We start from the raw sequence: 20,692 nt of genomic DNA on the forward strand, positions 1-20,692 counted from the left end.
CTTGCGGCGCTCTGCCGGAGCAGCCGGGGCGTTTTCCCGATTGGGTCGAATTTGCGATTATATACCTTTAATAATCATGTGTTTTTTGGAATTTCCAATGCGGATTTTACCGGCATATCCATCTTGAGCACCCCTTTGAAAGAGCTTCATTCGCCTTTCTGATATTTCAAGCTTGATAGATCGCGCGGTTTGATGCAAGCTCAAACTGCATTCAGTTTTATCCCTACATATTTCCGGCGGACCCATGCGGTGAGGCGGCGCGCAATCTCTGGTATGCACCTTTGTGCAAACCATCCGCATGGCGCCTGCACCGCCCCTTCCCCGACCAGACCCGCACCCCCCGCGAGGTGCCAAGGAGGATGTTCGTGACGATGCCTTTTCCGCCCGATCCCCGCCTGCGTTCTGGCCACCCATGGTATTACCGCCCGCGTTTGATCATCTGGATCTGCTGGTTCGGCCTCTTTTCCGAAGGCTATGACATGGGCGTGCTGGGCGCGGTCCTGCCCGGCCTGCTGCATGATCGGGCTTGGCACCTTGGCCCCACCTCGGCCAGCCTTTTAGCCAGTGCGGCCATGGTGGGCATGTTCTTTGGCGGATATGGCTTTGGCGTATTGAGCGACCGGTTTGGCCGCAAAGCGTGCTTCGTCGCCTGTCTCGCGCTTTTTTCAATCACCAGCGCGGCAGCGGCGGCGGCGCCAACGCCGCTGTTCTTTGCCGCCATGCGCTTTCTGGCCGGGATCGGCATTGGCGGGATCGTTCCGGTCGCCGCCGCCTTTGCCTGCGAATTCGCGCCAAAGGGCAAGGTCAATCGCGAATTCGCCATCATGTATTCCGGCTATTCGCTGGGGATCTTTGCCGCCGCGCTGGCTTCCTTCCTGCTGCTTGAGGGTGCGGGTTGGCGCCCGATCGTGGCGCTGGGGGCCGCGCCGCTCGTCCTGTTGCCCGCGATCCTTTGGCTTTTGCCGGAATCGGCGGCCTATCTGATGGGCAAGGGGCAGTATGAGAGGGCAGGCGTCATCGCGCGCCGCTATGGCCTCGATCCTGCCGATTTGGCCTCACCTTCGGCCGATGGCGCGGTCAAACCCGGCATGCGGGCGCTGTTTGCCGATGGTCATGCCCGCGCGACACTCGGCTTTTGGCTGACCACCTTTACCGGCATGATCCTCGTCTATGGGCTGAACACATGGTTGCCCCAGATCATGCGGGCTTCGGGCTATGATCTTGGCCCCAGCATCATGTTTCTGGGCGTCTTTGCTCTGGCATCGTCGGTCGGCGGCGTCATGCTGGGCCGGTTGGCCGACCGCCATGGCCGGCCACCCATCATCGTGGCAGCCTTTTGCGGCGGGGCAGTGTCGATCCTGCTGCTCTCGCACAAATGGCCGCTGGCGATGACCTATGGCATCGTGGCGCTGGCCGGGGTTGGCACGGTGTCGGCCGCCGTGATGGTGACCAGCTATCTCTCGCAATATTTCCGCCCGGCCCTGCGCGCCACTGCCGTGGGCAGTTGCCTTAGTTTCTCGCGCATGGGGTCGATCTGCGGCCCGTTGCTGGGCGGGATGATCGCGACCTATCAACTGGATATGGCGTGGAATTTCATCGGATTTGCCGCCGTCGCCGCCCTATCGGCATTGACGATAGCACTGGTGCCCAAGCCGGAGGAGACATCCGGCGCGGTGGCCGCCTGCAGCGCATAAATGACAAAGGCGCCGCCCGGTGGGAGCGGCGCCTTTCGCGGCCTCAGACCAGCCCTGTCACGCCAGAGCCGCGCGAACATAATCCTTCATCCGGCGCAGTTCCGTCACCGAATCCGCCCCGGCATATTCATATTCCAGCATCGCGGGAATAGCCCAGCCATGGCGCGCGATCATCCGCACCACATCGCGGATCGGCGTATCGCCCTCGCCAAAAACGGTGTTGGGGCCTTCATGCGTTTTGCGGTCCTTGAGATGGATGCTGACGATCTTTTCGTGATGTTTTTCCAGGAAAGCGGGCGCATCGAAACCAGCCGCGACAAAATGGCCGATGTCGAAATTGATCCGATAGAAGGGCGACATAGTCAGCCCCTTCTCGAAACTTTCGGGCGTGGCGAACTGATTGGGATCATGCAGGTTGGAATGGCCGTGCAGACCCAGAATGACGCGATGGCGCGCCGCGAAAGGCACGGTACGTTCGGCCATTTTCAGCGTGGTCGAGGCCGTCATGATCTGCGTTCCCAAGGCGCGGGTCATGGCGAAACCACGCTCGACCTCGGCATCGGTGCAATCTTCCTTCAGGCCGAAGTTGAATGCCTGCACCGTAATGCCCGCCGCGCGCAAACGCGCACCGATCGCCGCGAAATGCGACATGGGCGTCTTGAGCCGCCACTCGCGCACCTGTTCGCGCACCTGCTCGGTCGAGGCAGGCTTGGGCCCTTCGGGCGGGCGGCCATAGAGCGAGGCCTCGGTCGGCTTACCCGCCACGGAGGCCCATGGCGCATCGCGCGAGAAGGCGGGAGGCTGAATCGTCGGCTCGAATAATTCCACGCTGGACAGGCCCACCGCGCGGCAGCCCGCGATCATCTTGTCCACCATATCGCCCGGAGTCTGCAGCATGTCCCGAAAGCTGTAGGTCTGCACGCCCAGTTGCAGGCGCGCGGCCGAACGGCGCGGCGCCGCAAAGGCCGGAGCACCCATGCCCAGCACAGCGGCGCCAAAACCGAATTCACGTCGCGACATCTTCATGCACAAACTCCCAAACAGGCTTTTCCTTAGGGGCAAACTGTATCCCGTTTTGCCGGAATGGCGCAAGTCGGATTTCATCGCCCTGCCAGATCATTTTTCTCGGCAAGCCTATCGAAAAGCATTCGGGAATTGAACGTAAATTACAATTTTATAGGCTTTTTATGAAATGGGCCGCGCGGCATATAACCGACACCCTCGCCCTGCGCGCAACCTTCATTGACTTGGCTGTGAGCCAAATGGCGTATAAGTGAATTCACTTTAGCCTTGAAATTTCTAAGCCTGAAAAATATGAAAGCCCCATTGCCGAGACGAATCGGTCGCCGTGACCATCGCCGGCAAAGCCATCCCAGGGAGGGACAGCCCCACATGAAAAAGAACTGGCTTGCTGCAATCTCATCCAATCTGACCATCGCAATCTGCCTTCATGCCGCGCCCGCGATAGCCCAGAATGATGCCACCCAAACTGCGGCGCCCCCACCCGCCGGCCTTGGCGAAATCGTCGTCACCGCCGAAAAACGCAAAAGCACCGAGCAGAAAACCGCCATCGCCATGTCGGTGCTGACGTCCGAGGCGCTTTCACGCAACGGCGTGGGCAATGTTGCGGACCTGACCGCTGTGGCACCCAGCGTCAGCTTTGCGCAGGCAGGCCCCGCCACGATCATCAGCGTGCGCGGCGTTTCCAGCCGCGACACTTCCGAAATCGGGGACCCGGCCGTCTCGATCAGCATCGACGGTTTCAACCTGCAGCGCGCATTGGGCCTCAACGCCTCGATGTTCGATCTGGAGCGCGTCGAAGTGCTGCGCGGGCCGCAGGGCACTTTGCTGGGCCGCAATGCCACGGGCGGCGCGATCAACATCGTCACGGCCAAGCCCAAACCGGGCGATCTGTCGGCCTATCTGGGCGTCGAGGCCGGCAATTACCGGATGCATAATGTGAAGGGCATGATCAACGTGCCCGTCAATGACTGGATCACGCTGCGCGCCGCCTTTCAACTTCGCGACCATGACGGCTATCGCAACAATGCGCCTTCGGCCAATGCCGATGATGAACACAGCCGTTCGGCCCGCCTCCATCTGCTGATGAAGCCGACCGATCGCTTCTCGCTGCTGCTGACCGGGGAATATTCGGACTTTGACGGCGTGGGCACGGCGACGCAGGCCATTCCATGGGTGCTGTACACCGCCGCCAATGTGCCTGCCGGTTATGCGGTGGGCGATGTCGATCTGGGCGTGCCGCCGCGCGGCAATGCCAAGGATTTTCCGATGCCCGCCGGGTCCTATCTGCGCACCAAGGCATGGAATTACCGCGCGCAGGCCGATTATGACTTCACTTTTGCCACGTTGACCTATCAGGGCGGTTACCGCCGTTTCAAGATCGACCGGCGCACCACGCTGGGCGGCGCCTATGGCACGAATCGCCAGAATTTCACCTTTGGCCAGCGCGAAAACCTGCCCTCTTGGAACCACGAATTGCGCCTGTCCTCGAACAGCAAGGGGCCGTTGAAATGGCAGTTCGGCGGGTTCTACTTCAAGGAAAGCAACAATCTGACCACCCAGTTTCAGGATTTTCCGGGGCAGGATTCGATTTCGGGCACGCCTTTCCTGATACAGAACTATGTCTATCCCGATATCGTGGCGCAGGCCAAGGCGCTGTTCGGCCAGGCTTCCTATGAACTCATCCCCGGCCTGACGGTGGAAGCGGGCGCGCGCTATTCCAAGGATGACAAGCACCGGATCGGCTATAACACCGTCACCAATGTCACCACCTATCTCAACACCAAATGCTATCTCACCAATTCCTGCGTGATGGTGACGACGCCCCAGAACTCCACGGCGTCCAGCAGCAAGACCACCTGGCACGCCGCGCTCAACTATCAGGCCACCCCGCGCAACCTGCTCTATGCCAAGTTCGACACCGGCTATAAGGCGGGCGGCTTCACCGATCTGGCGGCCTATAATCCGGAAAGCATCACCGCCTATGAAATCGGGTCAAAGAACCGCTTTCTGGACAACCGACTTCAACTCAACCTGTCGGCCTATCTCTACAACTACACCGATCAGCAAGTGTCGCAAATCGTCACCAATTCAAACGGCGCGGTGGCCACGCTGGTGCTGAACGCGGGCGCCTCGCGCTATAAGGGGGTGGAACTTGACGCCCTGTTCGACCCCACGCCCGATGATCATTTCAACGCCTATGTCGCCTATCAGGACGCGCGTTTCACCAATTTCGCCGCTGCGGTCAGCGGTCAATTGGCCCGCTCCGCCGCCGCCGAGGGCAAGCTGGTGGGTGCCAACTGGCAGCTTGACGGCAAGCGGCCCCCGCAGGCCCCGGTGTGGACGGTCAATTTCGGATATGAGCATGATTTCCATGTCTTCGGCGGGCGCCTGACTCCGCGTTTCCAGACCCATTTTGAGTCGGAATCCTACTTTACCTTCTACAATTTCGCCTCCGACCGTCAGGACGCCTATCATCGCAGCGACATCATCGTGACCTACAGGCACGAACCCGCCAACTGGACGCTTTCGGCCTTTGTACGCAATCTGGAGGACACTGTTGTGCTCTCCTCGGCCTCGGCCCCGACCAGCGCGACCTATCAGACCTATCGTGAGCAATATCAGGCCCCACGCACCTATGGGGCGAGCTTTACCTACAACTGGTAATGTAAACGATATCAGATAGCGTGGATCACCAAGCTGAGCCATGGGATGGGTCCCTCCCCCGTTCCATGGCTCACTTGCCTTGCGCGCCTGCTTGGCATCGCCCGCCATTTGCAGTAACGCTGCCCCCGGCGGCCGATCCGGCCGTCAAACTGATCGCGCCGGTGCCCGCCAAACGGGCTTAATCGGGAATGCGGTGCGGGGGGCTGGCCCTTCCAAATCCGCGGCTGTCCCTGCAACTGTAAGCGGATAGCGCGATGCACATGCGCCCTTGCAAAGGGCCAGCCACTGGGCCGGACGCTAAATCCTGCGAGGTCTGGGAAGGCGTGCATCAAGCTGTGACCCGCAAGCCAGGAGACCTGCCGGCGTCTGGTCGCTCTTGCCATGGTCCAGGGGATGGCCGCGGCACGGTGTGCTCCGTCTGAGCGACGCATGGGCGGCCGGGGCCGCAACGGATACGTGCGCGGGTCGCTCTTGGCGTCCGGCCTGTTCGCGTGCCGCCCGTTTGCGCGGGTCTGCCCCGGCCCTGTCGCAAGGCGCCGGAGGATGTCCATACCGTGTTTTCCTATTCCAAATCATCGCTGCGCCGCCGGATCGGCGCGCTGCTGGTCGCACTGGCCATCGCCAATATCGCCATCTGGGGCTGGGCTTTCGGCCTGTTTCATCATCAACCGCTGATGCTGGGAACAGCCCTGCTGGCGTGGGGGCTGGGCCTGCGCCATGCGGTCGATGCCGATCATATCGCAGCCATCGACAATGTGACGCGCAAGCTGATGCAGGATGGCCAACGCCCGATCACGGTGGGCTTCTGGTTCGCGCTAGGCCATTCCGGGATCATCGCCATCGCCTCGGTCGGCATCGCCCTGACAACCAGCGCTCTGGCCCGCTTCGGTGCGTTCAAGGAGATCGGCGGGGTGATAGCTACTGTGATCTCGGCGCTGTTCCTTTTCACCATCGCGGGCATGAACCTTGCCATCCTGCGCTCGGTCTGGCGCAGCTTCGCCCATGTCCGCGCGGGCGGTGCTTATACGGAAAGCGACCTCGACCTGCTGACCGGATCGCGCGGGCCGCTTTCGCGCCTGTTCGCCCCCATGTTCCGGCTGGTCGGCAAGAGCTGGCATATGGCCCCGCTCGGCTTCCTCTTCGGCCTTGGTTTTGACACAGCCACCGAGGTCGCCATTCTGGGCATGTCGGCCAATCAGGCGGCCAATGGCCTCTCGCTGGCCACGGTTCTGGTGTTGCCCGCGCTGTTTGCCGCCGGGATGGCGTTGATCGACACGGCCGATGGGGTGGTGATGCTTGGCGCCTATGAATGGGCCTTTGTAAAGCCGATCCGCAAACTCTATTACAACATCACCATCACGCTGGTCTCGGCCCTTGTCGCCATCGTCATCGGCGGGATCGAAACGCTCGCGCTGATCGGCGGCAAGCTGGGCCTGACGGGCTGGCCTTGGGCCATGGCGGCGCAATTGGGCGAAAATTTCAACAGTCTGGGCTTTGGCATCATCGCCCTGTTCGTCCTGTGCTGGCTTATGAGTTTTGCCATTTATCGCTGGAAACGCTTTGACGAGATCGAGGTTTCGTAAATACGCCAATTGCTTTTCGCGCCATGTGGTTTAGAACCAAGCGCGAAAGTTCGGGGCAACCCGGTTTTCAATGATCGCGCCGGCGCCCGTAAATGGGCTTAATCGGGAATGCGGTGCGGGGGCCTGCCCCCCAAATCCGCGGCTGTCCCTGCAACTGTGAGCGGATAGCGCGATGCACATGTCCCCCTCCATCCGGGGGCGGCCACTGGGTTTAACGGTCTGGGAAGGCGTGCATCAAGCTGTGACCCGCAAGCCAGGAGACCTGCCGGCGCACCGGTCGCTCTTGCCTTGATCCAGGGAGTGGTCACGGCACGGTAACTCTCCGTCTGAGCGGCGAACTGTGTGGCTGGGGCCGCACGGGTTGCGTGGTCACGGGCGCCTCGTCGCGCCCGCCCGTTGTCGCGCGCCGGCCGGATTGTTCCGGTATGCCCCGCCCTGCCCTGCTCCGGCGCGCGGGAGAAGTACCAGTGCCTGATCTGTCCAAGGTTCCCGTCACCATCGTCACCGGCTTTCTGGGCGCGGGAAAAACCACGCTGATCAGCCATTTGATCCGCAACGCGGGCGGGCGCAGGCTGGCCGTGGTGGTCAATGAATTCGGCACGCTGGGGGTGGATGGCGACATTCTGCAATCTTGCGCCATTCCCGATTGCCCGGCGGAAAATATCGTCGAACTGGCCAATGGCTGCATCTGCTGCACGGTGGCCGATGATTTCATTCCCACGGTGGAGCGCCTGCTCGCGCTAAATCCGCGCCCCGATCACATCCTGATCGAGACCTCGGGCCTTGCCCTGCCCAAGCCGCTGCTCAAAGCCTTCGACTGGCCCGCGATCCGCAGCCGGATCACGGTCGATGGCGTGCTGACGCTGGCCGACGCCGAGGCGGTGGCGGCAGGCCGCTTCGCCCCCGATCCTGCCGCCATCGAGGCCCAGCGCGCCGCCGATCCGGGCGTGGACCATGAAACCCCGCTGTCCGAAGTCTTCGAGGACCAACTGGCCTGCGCCGACATGGTGCTGCTGACCAAGGTGGACCTTGCTGGCCCAACAGCCATTGCCGAAGCCCGCGCGGTCATCGCGGCGGAGACCCCGCGCCCCATCCTCGAACTGGCCGAGGGCGTCATCGACCCGCGCGTTATCCTTGGCCTTGGCGCGGCGGCCGAGGACGATATTGCCGCTCGCCCCTCGCATCACGATGGCGAGGATGACCACGAGCATGACGATTTCGACAGCACAGTCGTCACCCTGCCCGAAATCACCGACCCGTCGGATCTGGCCGCGCGCATCGGCCTGCTGGCGGATGAGCATCAGATCCTGCGCATCAAAGGCTATGCCGCTGTGGCGGGCAAGCCGATGCGTCTGCTGGTTCAGGCCGTGGGCGGGCGCGTGCGCCACCATTACGACCGCCCATGGCGCGCGGGCGAGACCCGCCAGACCACGCTGGTCGCCATTGCAGAGCGCGGAAATATAGATGCCGCCGCCATCCGGGCCACGCTGGCGGGCTAAACCCGATGCATGTCATCTTTCGCGAAACGCACGGGATGGAGGAAACGGCCATTCCGCAGGATCTGGGGCAGGCGCCTGCGGATCTGGTCATGCTGTCCTTTTCCGACAGCGATCTGGGCGCCTTTGCGGCGGCATGGCATCGTGCGCGCAGCGATGATCCGGCCTTCCCCTCGCTGCGCCTCGCCAATCTGTCGGCGTTGGCCCATCCGCTCTCGGTCGATACCTATATCGAACGGACATTATCGGGGGCAAAGGCCATCCTGATCCGCCTGATCGGGGGCCATGCCTATTGGCCCTATGGGTTGCAACAGGTCGAGATAATGGCCCGGTCGCGGGACATCGCGCTGGCGGTGCTTCCCGCCGATGGGCGAGCGGACATTCGGCTGGATTCGGCCTCGACCGTGGCGCCCGCCTTGCTGGCCGATTTGCGCCGCCTGTGCGATGGCGGCGGAGCCGAGGCGGCGCGCGCGGCGCTGAATTTATTAGCCGGGGCGGCGGGATTCTCGCTGGCGCCGGGTGCGGCAAGGGCGGGATTGCCGATGGCCGGGGGATGGCATCCGGAGCGCGGGGTGTGCGATCCTTTGACATTTGCCGCCACCCGCCCGCTCGTGCTGATCATCTTTTACCGCTCCTATCTGGCCGCCGATGATCTCGACCCCTTTGCCCAATTGCATCAGGCGTTTGAGGCGGAAGGCTATGATACGCTCTCGCTCTTCGTCCCCTCGCTGAAAGAACCGCAGGCGCGGGCGCAAGTCGAGCGCTGGGTCCGAGAACTGGCCCCTGCGGCAATCCTCAACGCCACCGCCTTTTCCGCCCGCAACGAGGGGGGCCAGTCGCCGCTCGATGTCGCCAATGTGCCGGTGTTTCAACTGGCGCTGGCGACCACTTCGCACGAAGCATGGTCCAACACCGCGCGCGGCCTATCGCCCGCCGATCTGGCGATGCATGTGGTGCTGCCCGAGATCGACGGGCGAGTGTTTGCCGGGGTGGTCAGTTTCAAGGAAGCTGCCGCCCATGATCCGGCGCTGGGCTTTGCCCGCCATCTGCACCGCGGCGATCCCGCGCGCATCGCCGCCATCGTCGCGCGCGTTTCGGGCTGGATCGCTCTGGCCCGCAAGCCTGCGCAGGATCGCCGCCTCGCCCTGATCCTCTCCACCTATCCCGGCAAGGCGCATCAGATGGCCCATGCCGTCGGTCTCGACGCGCTGGCCTCCGCGCAGGCGATGCTGAGCGATCTGGGCGAGCCTGATGTGCCTGATCTGGCCGCCGCCCTGGCGCGGCAAAGCATAGGCTGGCCGCTTGCTGCCTACCGCAAGGCGCTCGAAACCCTGCCCGCCCCTTTGCGCGATGCGCTGGAGCAAAACTGGGGGCCGCCGGAAAATGATCCCGCGCTCGTCGAGGGCGAGTTCCGCTTTACCGCGCTTCTCACCGGCCTAACGCTGATCGCGCTCCAGCCCGAGCGCGGCGTTACAGCCTCGCGCGATGGCGATTATCACGATCTCTCGCATTGCCCGCACCATGCCTATGTCGCCTTCTATCTCTGGCTGCGCGCGCGCGGTATCGACGCGCTGGTGCATATGGGCGCGCATGGCACGCTCGAATGGCTGCCGGGCAAGGCGGTGGCCCTGTCTGACGCCTGCTGGCCCGAGGCGCTGACCATGGGCCTACCGGTCATCTATCCCTTCATCGTCAACGATCCGGGCGAGGCCGCGCAGGCCAAGCGCCGCATCGCCGCCGTCACCATCGGCCACGCACCGCCCCCGCTTGCGCCCACCGCTCATGGCGCGGGCCTCGCCACGCTCGAAACCTTGCTGGACGAGTTTTCCAACGCGGGGGGCCTTGATCCCGCCCGGCGCGACCGGTTGCAAACCGCCATCCGCAACGAGGCGCAAGCCTTGGGCCTTGAGGCCGAACTGAGGCTGGACGCCGCCGCCACGCCCGCCGAGGCCATCACCCGCATCGACCGCTTCGTCTGCGACATCAAAGAGAGCCAGTATGGCGATGGCCTCCACATCTTTGGCCGTGGCGACCATGGCGGGGCCGAGCGCGCCGGATTGCAGGCCGCGCTGGCGGGACGCTTCGTGCCGCCCGGCCCGTCGGGCTCACCCCATCGCGGGCGGGGCGATGTGCTGCCCACGGGGCGCAATCTTTACACGATCGACCCGCGCGCCGTACCCTCGCGCGCGGCCCATGCCCAAGGTGTCGTGCTGGCGCAGGAGCTGATCCGGCGGCATTTGCAGGATCATGGCGATTATCCGCGCGCTTTGGTGGTGGACCTGTGGGGTTCGGCCACGATGCGCACGGCGGGCGAGGAATTTGCGATGGCGCTGCACCTGCTGGGCGCGAAACCGCTGTGGGATCTGACATCGGATCGGGTGACGGGGGTCGAAATCCTGCCGCTGGCCATGCTCGACCATCCGCGTATCGATGTGACCCTGCGCGTCTCGGGCCTGTTTCGCGATGCGTTCCCCACGCTGCCCATCCTGTTTGGTCAGGCGGTGCGGGCGCTGTGCGGGCGCGATGAACCGGCGGACTGGAGCCCCTTTGCCGGGACCGCGCACGCCCCGCGCGTCTATGGTCCCGCGCCGGGCCGCTATGGGCTGGGCATATCCGGCGATACCTATGGCGAGGACGCCCGGCGCAAGGCAGGCGAGGCATGGCTGGCGGCCTCCGATCACGCGCTGGATGCGCCCCGGCCCGACGCCGATCCCGATGGCTTGCGGCGGCGGGTGGCGGGCGCTGACGCTTTTGTCCATCTTCAGGACCTGCCCGAAAGTGACCTCTTGCTGGCCGCCGATTATGCCGCGCATGAGGCCGGTTTTGCCGCCGCCCAATCCGTGGCCGGGGGCTCCGTTGCCGGGGGCAAGGCTGCGCTCTATCATCTCGACCACCGCGATCCGGCCCGCCCGATCGCGCGGCCGCTGACCGAGGAAATCGCCCGCGTGGTGCGCGCCCGCGCCGCCCATCCGGGCTGGATCGCGGGCATGATGCGCCATGGCTTTCGCGGAGCCGCCGAGATTGCCGCCACGCTCGATCATCTGGGCACCTTCGCCCATCTGGCGGACAGCGTGCCATCGCATCTCTTCGACCTCTATCACGACGCCACGCTGGGCCAAGGCGAAGTCCGCAGCTTTCTGACGCGCGAAAACCCCGGCGCTCTGGCTGCGATGGAGGCGCGCTTTGCCGCGCTCCACGCCGCCGGATTATGGACAACGCGGCGCAATTCGATCCTTGCCGCCCTGCCTCTGGACCCAGGCGCATGAGCGGCTTTGCGATCAAGGGCTGGTGCCCCGATGCATGGCGCCCGATGGAAACGGGCGATGGCTTGCTGGTGCGCGTCAAGCCGCGCCTTGGCCGCCTTTCTCGCGATCAGGCGCTGGCGCTATGCGCTCTGGCGCAGACTTATGGCAATGGCATGATCGACATCACCCGCCGCGCCAATCTCCAGATCCGGGGCGTGAACGAAGCCGGATGGCCCGCGCTGATCGCGGAACTGGTCGCGCATGGGTTGGCCGATCCCGATGCCGGGCGGGAAGGCGCGCGCAATATCCTGATCGCCCCCGATTGGGCGCAGGGCGATGACAGCCACCGCATCGCCTGCGCCCTGATGGCGCGGATGGGCGAATGGCCCGCCCTGCCCGGCAAGGTCGGCTTTGTTATCGACGCCGGGCCCGCGCCGATCCTGAGCGCCGAACCGGGCGATTTCCGCATCGAACGGGGGGCAAGCGGCCACCTGATCCTGCGCGCCGATGGTCGGCCAACCGGCAGCCCCGTACCGTTTGGAAGGGAGGCGGACCACCTCATCGCGCTGGCCCATTGGTTTGCGCGAAGCGGCGCGCGCCGAATGGCGCGCCACCACGCCCCCTTGCCGGACTGGGCCGATGGAACGCAATCCCCGGCCCTCGCACGCCCCGCCATCGCGCCGGGCGGCTCGGCTCTGGGGGTCTCCTTTGGCCAGATCGAGGCCGGCCTGCTTGCCCGCGCCGCCACTTCGTCCCTGCGGATTACGCCATGGCGGGTGCTGCTCCTCGAAGACTCCAGCCCCGCCCCCATCCCCGGTTTGATTACCGATCCCACCAGCTCGTTGCTTCGCGTCGATGCCTGCCCCGGCGCGCCCTATTGCCCGCAGGCCAGCGTCGAAACGCGCGACCTAGCCCGCCGCCTTGCGCCTGTGGTGGAGGGCCGCCTGCATGTGTCGGGCTGCGCCAAGGGCTGCGCGCGATCGGGACCTGCCGACATTACCCTGACCGGCCGCGATGGCCGCTTCGACCTTGCCTTCAACGCCCGCGCGGGCGCGCCGCCGGTGCGGACCGATATGGACCCCGCCATGGTTCTTGCCCATTTTGGAGTTGCCTGATGCCCCACGTCTATGAAACCAATGGCGCGGCCATCTATAAACAATCCTTCGCCACGATCCGCGCCGAGGCCGATCTGGCCCGCTTTTCGGCGCAGGAAGAACCTGTGGTCGTCCGCATGATCCACGCGGCGGGCATGATCGATCTGGCCCGCCATATCCGCTTTTCTCCCGGCTTTGCGAGTGGTGCGCGGGCCGCGCTGGCCGCCGGCGGGCCGATCCTGTGCGATGCGCGGATGGTGTCCGAGGGGATCACGCGGGCGCGCCTCTCGGCGGGCAATGCGGTGATCTGCACGCTGCATGACCGCCAAGTGCCGGATCTGGCCAAGGCGATGGGCAACACGCGCTCGGCTGCCGCGCTGGAATTGTGGCGGCCGCATCTGTCGGGCGCGGTGGCGGCCATCGGCAATGCGCCCACCGCGCTGTTTCATCTGCTCAACATGCTGGAGGACCCGGAATGTCCGCGCCCGGCGGCGATCATCGGATGCCCGGTCGGCTTTGTCGGCGCGGTGGAATCCAAGGCGGCGCTGTGGGAGGCCGCTCCCGTCCCCTGCTGCATCGTCGAGGGCCGCCTTGGCGGCAGCGCAATCGCCGTGGCCGCGATCAACGCCTTGGCGAGCGACGCGGAATGAGCGGGACGATCCATGGTGTCGGCCTCGGCCCCGGCGCGGCCGATCTGCTCAGTGTGCGCGCGGACCGATTGGTGCGCGGCACCCGCCATATCGCCTATTTCCGCAAGGCTGGCCGCCCGGGACAGGCGCGGCGCATCGCGGAGGGGATGCTGCGCGAGGATGCCGTGGAAATCGCGATGGAATATCCGGTGACGACCGAAATCCCACTGAGTGATCCGCGCTATAATGAATGTTTGTCAGCCTTTTATGCGCAATGCACGCAAAGGCTGATCGACCTGTCGAGCGCGGGCCATGACATTGTGGTGCTGTGCGAGGGCGACCCGTTTTTCTACGGCTCGTTCATGCATCTCCATTCGCGGCTGACGGGCGTGGTGCCGGTCGCGGTTGTGCCCGGCATCACCGGCATGGCGGGCGCATGGCACGCCACCGCCATGCCGATCACATGGGGCGATGATGTGCTGACCGTGGCCATGGCCACGTTGCCCGAAGAGGAATTGACCCGCCGCATCCGCGATACCGACGCGCTGGTGGTGATGAAGATCGGGCGCAATATCGCCAAGCTGCGCCGCGCGGTGGCGGCGGCGGGGCGCGAGGATGAAGCATGGCTGGTCGAATATGCCGCCATGCCGGGGCAGCGCGTGACGCCTCTGGCCGAGGCCAAGGAGGTGACGCCCTATTTCTCGATCCTGCTGATCCATGGACAGGGGCGGCGGCCATGAGCGGCATCCTCTCCATCGCGGGCCTTGGACCGGGCGACGAGGCGCTGATTACGCCCGAGGTCACGGCCGCGCTGGCCGATGCCACGGATGTGATCGGCTATGTTCCCTATGTCGCGCGGGTGGCGCCGCGCGAGGGGCTCACGCTGCACCCATCCGACAACCGGGTCGAACTCGACCGGGCTGGTCTGGCCCTGCGCCTTGCCACAGAGGGGCGGCGGGTCTTGGTGGTTTCCTCGGGCGATCCGGGGGTCTTTGCCATGGCCGCCGCCGTGTTTGAGGCGCTGGAGGCCGGGCCACCCCATTGGCGCGATCTGGACATTCGCGTGCTGCCCGGCATCACGGCCATGCTGGCGGCCAGCGCGCGCGCCGGAGCGCCGCTGGGCCATGATTTCTGCGCGATCAACCTGTCGGACAATCTCAAGCCATGGGCGTTGATCGAGAAACGCCTGCGTCTGGCGGTCCAGGCCGATTTCGCCATGGCCTTTTACAACCCGCGCTCGAAATCCCGGCCCGAGGGTTTCGCCCGCGCTTTGGCCCTGCTGCAGGAGGCCTGCGGCGATGCGCGCCCGATGCTCTTCGCCCGCGCCGTCTCGACGCCTCAGGAGGAATTGCGCATCGTTCCCCTGGACCGCGCCACGCCCGACATGGCCGATATGCGCACGATGGTCATCTTAGGCTCCAGCCAGACACGGATCATCGAGCGCCCCGGCGGAGCGCTGCTTTACACCCCCCGCTCGGTGGCGGGCGTATGAGCGATCCAGTCCAGCACCTCTTCGGGGCGGAACAACTCGCGCCTATCCGGCATCGCGGGCCGCTCGATCATCAGCACCGGCAGGCCCAGTTCGCGCGCGGCGATCAGCTTGGCCTGCGCGCCGGTGCCGCCCGCATTCTTGCTGACCACAAGGTCGATGGCATGATCGCACAGCAAGGCCCGATCACCCGCCACCGAGAACGGCCCCCGATCCACGACCAGATGATGATCGGGCAAGAGCGGCGGCGCGTCCGGCGCATCAACAAAGCGCAGCAGGTAATGATGCTGTGGCTGGGCCGCGAAAGCATCGACATGCATCCGCCCCAGCGCCAGCAGCACCCGGCGCGGCGGCCCCGCCAGAGCGGCAACCGCCTCCTCGATACCGGCCACGCCGGTCCAATTATCGCCCTGTTCCATCCGCCATGCCGGGCGGGTCAGCGCAACGAAGGGCACCCCCGCAATCCGCGCCGCCGCCGCCGCATGGGCGCTCATCCGGGCGGCAAAGGGATGGGTCGCATCCACCAGATGCGTAACGCGATGTTCGCGCAGATAGGCCACCAGCCCCTCCACCCCGCCAAAGCCGCCGATGCGGCAGGGCACCGGCTGAGGGCGCGGATTTTCGGTCCGCCCGGCATAGCTGAGCGTGGCGCTTATCCCCTGAGCGCCAAGCAGGCGGGCCAGAGCGCTCGCTTCGGTGGTGCCGCCCAGCAGGAGGATATGGTGCATGTCTGACCCCTGGTTGACGATCATCGGGTTGGGTGAGGACGGGGCGCAAGGCCTGTCAACGGCGGCGCGCGAGGCGCTGGAGCAAGCCGAAGTGGTGATCGGAGCGCCGCGCCATCTTGCGCTGCTGCCCGCTCTTACGGCGCAGTGCCTTGAATGGCCAGTGCCTTTTGCCGATGGCATCGCTCGCCTGATAGAGCATCGCGGGCGGCGGGTGGTGATGCTGGCCTCCGGCGATCCGTTCTGGTTCGGCGCGGGGGCCATTGTGGCGCGTCATCTTGATCCAGGCGAATGGGTGGCTCATCCCGCGCCATCGACATTTACGTTGGCGGCGGCGCGGCTGGGCTGGGCGTTGCAGGATACGGTCTGTCTTGGGCTTCACGCCGCGCCGCTGGCCCGGTTGCGCCCCCATCTGGCGCCCAGGCGCTCGATTATCGCTCTGATGCGCGACGGGGCGCAGGTGGAGGCGCTGCGGCGCTATCTGGTTGAGCTGGGCTTTGGCGCATCGCTGATCCATGTGATGGAGGCGCTGGGCGGCCCGCGTGAACGCATCCGCTGTGTGCCAGCGCAGGCGCTGGATTTTCAGGACATTACCCATCCGGTCGCGGTGGGCATCGCCACGGGTGCAGGCCCCGCTATACCGGTCATCTCCGGGCTGCCCGATGATCTTTTCGCCTCCGATGGCCAGATCACCAAGCGCCCGATCCGCGCCCTCACCCTTTCAGCGCTGGCCCCGCGCGCGGGGGAAACCTTGTGGGACATCGGCGCGGGGTCCGGCTCAATCGGCATCGAATGGCTGCTGGCGCATCCGGCCAATCGCGCGCTGGCCATCGAGGCCGATCCGGTTCGCGCCGCCCGCGCCCGCGCCAATGCGGCCGATCTGGGCGTGGACCATTTGCAGGTGATCGAGGGCCGCGCGCCTGAAACATGGCCCGATGGCCCGCCGCCCGATGCGGTGTTTATCGGCGGCGGTCTGTCGGAGGATTTGCTGTCGGCGCTCTGGTCCCGCCTGCCCGCTGGAACGCGCCTTGTCGCCAATGCGGTGACGCTGGAATCCGAAAGCCTGCTGGCGCGCTGGCATGGGCGGAAAGGCGGGGCTTTGCTGCGCGTCGAACTGGCCGATGCCGCGCCCATCGGGACGCGGCATGGCTGGAAGGCGCGCTATCCGCTGGTGCAATGGAGCGTCACGCTGTGATCGTCGCCGGTTTCGGTTTTCGCAGCCGCGCCACGCTGGCTTCCGTGCGCGCGGCATTGACGGCGGCGCAGGACGGGCTGCCCCCCGTCACCCATCTGGCCACAGCGGCGGACAAGGCCCCTGCCCTGACCCCGCTGGCCGAGGCCTTGGGCCTGCCTCTGGTCGCCTTGGACGCCGAGGCGATCCGGGCGGCCCCCACGCGGACCGCTTCCGCCGCATCACGCCGGGCGCGGGGCACGGGCAGCCTCGCCGAGGCCGCCGCCATGGCCGCCATCGGCCCCGGCGCGCGCCTGATCCGCCCGCGCTGCATTTCGCCCGACCGTTTGGCCACCTGCGCCATTGCCCAAGGAACCCCAGAATGACCGTGCATTTCATCGGCGCCGGACCCGGCGCGCCTCACCTTCTCACGCTGCGCGGGCGCGATCTGATCGCGGCCAGTCCGGTCTGTCTCTATGCCGGTTCGCTGGTGCCTGCGGCATTGCTCGACCATTGCCCGCCCGGCGCGCGCATCGTCAACACCGCGCCGCTCTCGCTGGACGCGATCATTGCCGAAATCGCCAAGGCCCACGCGGCGGGCCATGATGTGGCGCGGCTGCATTCGGGCGATCTGTCGGTCTGGTCGGCGATGGGCGAACAATTGCGGCGGCTGCGCGCGCTGGACATCCCGGTGTCGATCACACCAGGCGTGCCCGCCTTTGCCGCCGCCGCCGCCGCGCTGGAGGCCGAACTGACGCTGCCCGAACTGGGCCAGTCGCTGGTGCTGACCCGCACGCCGGGGCGCGCCAGCACGATGCCGCCTGCCGAGAGCCTGACCAATTTTGCCGTGACGGGGGCCACGCTGGCCATTCACCTTTCGATCCATAATCTGGCGCAGGTGGTGCGTGATCTGGCCCCGGCCTATGGCGCGGATTGCCCGGTGGCGGTGGTCTGGCGCGCCAGTTGGCCCGATCAGCGGATCATCCGCGCCACGCTCTCCACGCTCGAGCAGGCGGTGGCCGGGACGATGGAACGCACCGCGATCATCCTTGTCGGGCGGGTTCTGGATGCACAGGGCTTTGCCGAAAGCAGCCTCTATGCCCCCGATTACGACCGCCGTTTCCGCCCGCTGGGGGCCAGCTCGCGCTTTGAAGGCGTAACCGAATGACACCGGGCTTGCTGATCGCGGCCCCGGCGTCGGGCACGGGCAAGACGACAGTGATGCTGGGCCTGCTGCGCGCGCTGGCGCAGGATGGGCTGGCGGTTCAGCCCTTCAAGAGCGGGCCGGATTATATCGACCCGGCCTTTCACCGCGCGGCCTGCGGGCGCCCCTCGTTCAATCTGGACAGTTGGGCGATGGAGCCGGACCTGATCGACGCGATCTCTGCGCAGGCGGCGGGGGCCGACCTGATCCTTGCCGAAGGGTCGATGGGCCTGTTCGATGGGGTGGCGCGGGTGGGCGCGTTCGGAAACGGCGCCAGCGCCGATCTGGCGCGGCGGCTGGGTTGGCCGGTGGTGCTGGTGCTGGATGCCTCGGGGCAGGCGCAATCGGCGGCGGCCACGGCGCTTGGGTTTCGGGCCTATGATCCGGCGCTGCCTTTTGCGGGCGTCATCCTCAACCGCGTGGCCAGCGCGCGCCATGAGAGCCTGATCCGCAAGGGGATGGAGGCGATGGGTATTGCGGTGCTGGGTGCGCTGCCCCGGCGCGGCGATCTGGTGCTGCCCGAACGCCACCTTGGGCTGGTGCAGGCGATGGAGCATCCCGATCTTGAGCGCGCGGTGACCGATTATGCGGCATTCATTCGCCGGCATGTCGATCTGGCCGCGATCCGCGCCAGCGCGCGCGGGGCGGCGATCCATGGCACAGGTCGCCTGCCCGATCCTCCGGCGCAGACCATTGCCATGGCCAGCGATGCGGCTTTCTCCTTCATCTATCCTCATCTGCTTGAGGGCTGGCGGCAGGCCGGGGCGCTTGTGCTGCCTTTCTCGCCGCTGGCCGATGAGGCGCCGTTGCCGGAGGCCGATCTGGTGTGGTTGCCGGGGGGCTATCCCGAACTGCACGCCGGGGCGATTGCGGGGGCGGGCACATTCCTTTCCGGCCTTGCGCGTCACGCGCAAACCCGCCCCGTGCATGGCGAATGCGGGGGCTATATGGTTCTGGGGCAAAGCCTGATCGACAAGAACGGGCATAGCCATCGCATGGCGGGCCTGCTGGGCCTGGAAACCAGCTATGCGCGGCGCAAAATGCATCTGGGCTATCGCCATGCCGAATTGCTGGCGCCGGTTGCGGGCATGGCGGGCGGCACTTGCCTGCGCGGGCATGAATTCCATTATTCCACCATCATCGCGCTGAATGACGAACCCTTGGCGCGCGTTGCCGATGCCAATGGCGATGAAGTGGCCGAAACCGGGTCGCGGCGAGGCATGGTCAGCGGCAGCTTCTTTCATATGATTGCGCAGGTGTCATGATCGAGCTTACCCTGATCGGCATCGGCACCGGTAATCCGGACCATATCACCATGCAGGCCGCCCGCGCGATGAATGCGGCCGACCTGATCCTGATCCCGCGCAAGGGGGAGGCCAAATCCGATCTGGTCGATCTGCGCCGCGATATCTGTGCGCAGGTTGTGAATGCTCCGGTGCGGATCGTCGAATTCGACATGCCCGTGCGCGATGCGGGGGGCGATTATGCGCGGGGCGTGCATGAATGGCATGACGCCATCGCGGCGGTCTGGCGCGAGCAAATCGCGCTTCATCTGTCCGAAGGCGGCGGGCTGGCGCTGCTCGTCTGGGGCGATCCCTCGCTTTATGACAGCACCCTGCGCATTGCCGAGAGGCTGACGGGCGTGACGGTGCGGGTTGTGGCCGGGATCACCAGCATTCAGGCGCTGACGGCGGCCCATGCGATCCCGCTCAACCCTCTGGCCGGATCGGTGACGATCACGACCGGGCGGCTGCTGCGCGCGCATGGTTGGCCGGAGGGGGCCGATACGGTGGTGGTCATGCTGGATGGCGGCTGCGCGTTTGAGACGCTGGACCCGGCCGGGATTGCGATCTGGTGGGGGGCCTATCTCGGCATGGAGCATCAGGCGCTGGAAGCCGGGCTGCTGGTCCATGCCGCGCCCGTCATTGCCGCCCGCCGCGCCGAACTGCGCGCCCGCCATGGCTGGATCATGGATGTTTACCTGATGCGAAAGGAGCAAAATGATGGATGAAGCCGACGAGGCCCGCCATGCCGACAAAATGCGCAAAAAACAGGCCGCGCGCGAAACCATCATGGCCACCAAGACCCGCGAAAAGGGCCTGCTGATCGTCCACACCGGCAAGGGCAAGGGCAAGACCAGCGCCGCTCTGGGCATGGTCGTGCGCGCGATCGGTCATGGGATGAAGGTGGGCGTGGTCCAGTTCGTCAAGGGCGCCATGACCACGGGCGAGAAGGCGGTGTTTGACGCCTTTCCCGACAATGTGGAATTCAAACCTATGGGCGAAGGCTTTACATGGAACACACAGGACCGCAGCCGCGACATCGCCACCACCCGCACCGCATGGGACGAGGTCAAGCGCATGATCGCGGACCCGGCCTATGACATGGTGCTGGCCGATGAACTCAACATCGTGCTGCGCTATGACTACCTGCCGCTGGACGAGGTGCTGGAGGTGCTGGCCGCCAAGCCGGAGATGCAGCATGTGATCGTCACGGGGCGCAACGCTCCCGACGCGCTGATCGAGGCGGCCGATCTGGTCACCGACATGACCATGGTCAAACATCCGTTCCGATCAGGGGTGAAGGCGCAGGCGGGTATCGAGTTCTGAACGCCTCGCGCGGGGCATTGCACAGCCCGCGTTTGATGATTATCATTCATGACATTATGCCAACTT

General features: G+C 65.5%; 17 protein-coding genes and 2 riboswitches. Of the genes, 15 read left to right on the plus strand and 2 right to left on the minus strand.

Annotated elements, in window-relative coordinates; genetic code table 11:
• Window positions 1–371: 371 nt before the first annotated feature.
• The gene (locus FHW92_RS03830) at window positions 372–1,694 is read left to right on the plus strand and encodes an MFS transporter (RefSeq protein WP_246869950.1); all 1,323 of its coding nucleotides are present in this window, start codon (window positions 372–374) and stop codon (window positions 1,692–1,694) included.
• A 57-nt stretch (window positions 1,695–1,751) separates the two neighbouring features.
• Here FHW92_RS03830 and FHW92_RS03835 read toward each other — a convergent pair whose 3' ends face one another.
• Window positions 1,752–2,720, minus strand: coding sequence for a TIM barrel protein (locus FHW92_RS03835; protein ID WP_168601864.1), 969 nt, complete (start codon window positions 2,718–2,720; stop codon window positions 1,752–1,754).
• A 366-nt stretch (window positions 2,721–3,086) separates the two neighbouring features.
• On the opposite strand from FHW92_RS03835, the gene FHW92_RS03840 reads away from it, so the two are divergent.
• From FHW92_RS03840 to cobJ, 8 genes are all read left to right on the plus strand, one after another.
• On the plus strand, window positions 3,087–5,381 hold the full coding sequence (locus FHW92_RS03840; RefSeq protein WP_168601865.1) for a TonB-dependent receptor: 2,295 nt from the start codon (window positions 3,087–3,089) through the stop codon (window positions 5,379–5,381).
• Window positions 5,382–5,523: 142 nt separating this feature from the next.
• A riboswitch (cobalamin riboswitch) is annotated at window positions 5,524–5,760 on the plus strand.
• 220 nt (window positions 5,761–5,980) lie between these two features.
• Window positions 5,981–6,964 carry a HoxN/HupN/NixA family nickel/cobalt transporter gene (locus FHW92_RS03845; RefSeq protein WP_246869951.1) on the plus strand — a complete coding sequence of 328 codons (984 nt, stop codon included), beginning with the start codon at window positions 5,981–5,983 and terminating at the stop codon, window positions 6,962–6,964.
• Window positions 6,965–7,027: 63 nt separating this feature from the next.
• Window positions 7,028–7,249, plus strand: a riboswitch (cobalamin riboswitch).
• 182 nt (window positions 7,250–7,431) lie between these two features.
• The gene (cobW, locus tag FHW92_RS03850) at window positions 7,432–8,463 is read left to right on the plus strand and encodes a cobalamin biosynthesis protein CobW (RefSeq protein WP_168601866.1); all 1,032 of its coding nucleotides are present in this window, start codon (window positions 7,432–7,434) and stop codon (window positions 8,461–8,463) included.
• Between the two features lie 5 nt (window positions 8,464–8,468).
• Entirely contained in the window at window positions 8,469–11,726 is a 3,258-nt protein-coding gene (gene cobN / locus FHW92_RS03855; protein WP_168601867.1) for a cobaltochelatase subunit CobN, read from the plus strand.
• On the plus strand, window positions 11,723–12,820 hold the full coding sequence (locus FHW92_RS03860; protein ID WP_168601868.1) for a cobalamin biosynthesis protein CobG: 1,098 nt from the start codon (window positions 11,723–11,725) through the stop codon (window positions 12,818–12,820). The genes cobN and FHW92_RS03860 overlap by 4 nt, the downstream gene beginning before the upstream one ends.
• Window positions 12,820–13,449 carry a precorrin-8X methylmutase gene (locus tag FHW92_RS03865; RefSeq protein ID WP_168601869.1) on the plus strand — a complete coding sequence of 210 codons (630 nt, stop codon included), beginning with the start codon at window positions 12,820–12,822 and terminating at the stop codon, window positions 13,447–13,449. Before FHW92_RS03860 ends, FHW92_RS03865 begins: the two co-directional genes overlap by 1 nt.
• Entirely contained in the window at window positions 13,446–14,168 is a 723-nt protein-coding gene (cobI, locus tag FHW92_RS03870; RefSeq protein WP_168601870.1) for a precorrin-2 C(20)-methyltransferase, read from the plus strand. The genes FHW92_RS03865 and cobI overlap by 4 nt, the downstream gene beginning before the upstream one ends.
• Window positions 14,165–14,920: a precorrin-3B C(17)-methyltransferase gene (gene cobJ, locus FHW92_RS03875; RefSeq protein WP_168601871.1), complete on the plus strand. Its 756-nt coding sequence runs from the start codon at window positions 14,165–14,167 to the stop codon at window positions 14,918–14,920. Before cobI ends, cobJ begins: the two co-directional genes overlap by 4 nt.
• Here the strand turns inward: cobJ and FHW92_RS03880 are convergent.
• Entirely contained in the window at window positions 14,890–15,645 is a 756-nt protein-coding gene (locus FHW92_RS03880) for a cobalt-precorrin-6A reductase (RefSeq protein WP_168601872.1), read from the minus strand. The genes cobJ and FHW92_RS03880 overlap by 31 nt on opposite strands.
• On the opposite strand from FHW92_RS03880, the gene cbiE reads away from it, so the two are divergent.
• The 6 genes from cbiE to cobO are packed head-to-tail and all read left to right on the plus strand — an operon-like array spanning window position 15,644 to window position 20,626.
• Entirely contained in the window at window positions 15,644–16,837 is a 1,194-nt protein-coding gene (gene cbiE / locus FHW92_RS03885; RefSeq protein WP_168601873.1) for a precorrin-6y C5,15-methyltransferase (decarboxylating) subunit CbiE, read from the plus strand. The genes FHW92_RS03880 and cbiE overlap by 2 nt on opposite strands.
• Window positions 16,819–17,199, plus strand: coding sequence for a cobalamin biosynthesis protein (locus FHW92_RS03890; RefSeq protein WP_210428350.1), 381 nt, complete (start codon window positions 16,819–16,821; stop codon window positions 17,197–17,199). The genes cbiE and FHW92_RS03890 overlap by 19 nt, the downstream gene beginning before the upstream one ends.
• Window positions 17,196–17,981 (plus strand): precorrin-4 C(11)-methyltransferase, encoded by a 786-nt coding sequence (gene cobM / locus FHW92_RS03895; RefSeq protein ID WP_168601875.1) that lies wholly within the window; start codon window positions 17,196–17,198, stop codon window positions 17,979–17,981. Before FHW92_RS03890 ends, cobM begins: the two co-directional genes overlap by 4 nt.
• A complete protein-coding gene (locus FHW92_RS03900; protein ID WP_168601876.1) occupies window positions 17,978–19,282 on the plus strand; it encodes a cobyrinate a,c-diamide synthase in 1,305 nt (434 codons plus the stop codon). The genes cobM and FHW92_RS03900 overlap by 4 nt, the downstream gene beginning before the upstream one ends.
• On the plus strand, window positions 19,279–20,028 hold the full coding sequence (cobF, locus tag FHW92_RS03905; protein WP_168601877.1) for a precorrin-6A synthase (deacetylating): 750 nt from the start codon (window positions 19,279–19,281) through the stop codon (window positions 20,026–20,028). Before FHW92_RS03900 ends, cobF begins: the two co-directional genes overlap by 4 nt.
• Complete coding sequence (gene cobO, locus FHW92_RS03910) at window positions 20,018–20,626, plus strand: cob(I)yrinic acid a,c-diamide adenosyltransferase (RefSeq protein ID WP_168601878.1); 609 nt, start codon at window positions 20,018–20,020, stop codon at window positions 20,624–20,626. The genes cobF and cobO overlap by 11 nt, the downstream gene beginning before the upstream one ends.
• The last annotated feature ends 66 nt before the right edge of the window (window positions 20,627–20,692 follow it).

It is taken from the genome of Novosphingobium sp. SG707 (assembly GCF_012275515.1).
Lineage (GTDB): Bacteria > Pseudomonadota > Alphaproteobacteria > Sphingomonadales > Sphingomonadaceae > Novosphingobium.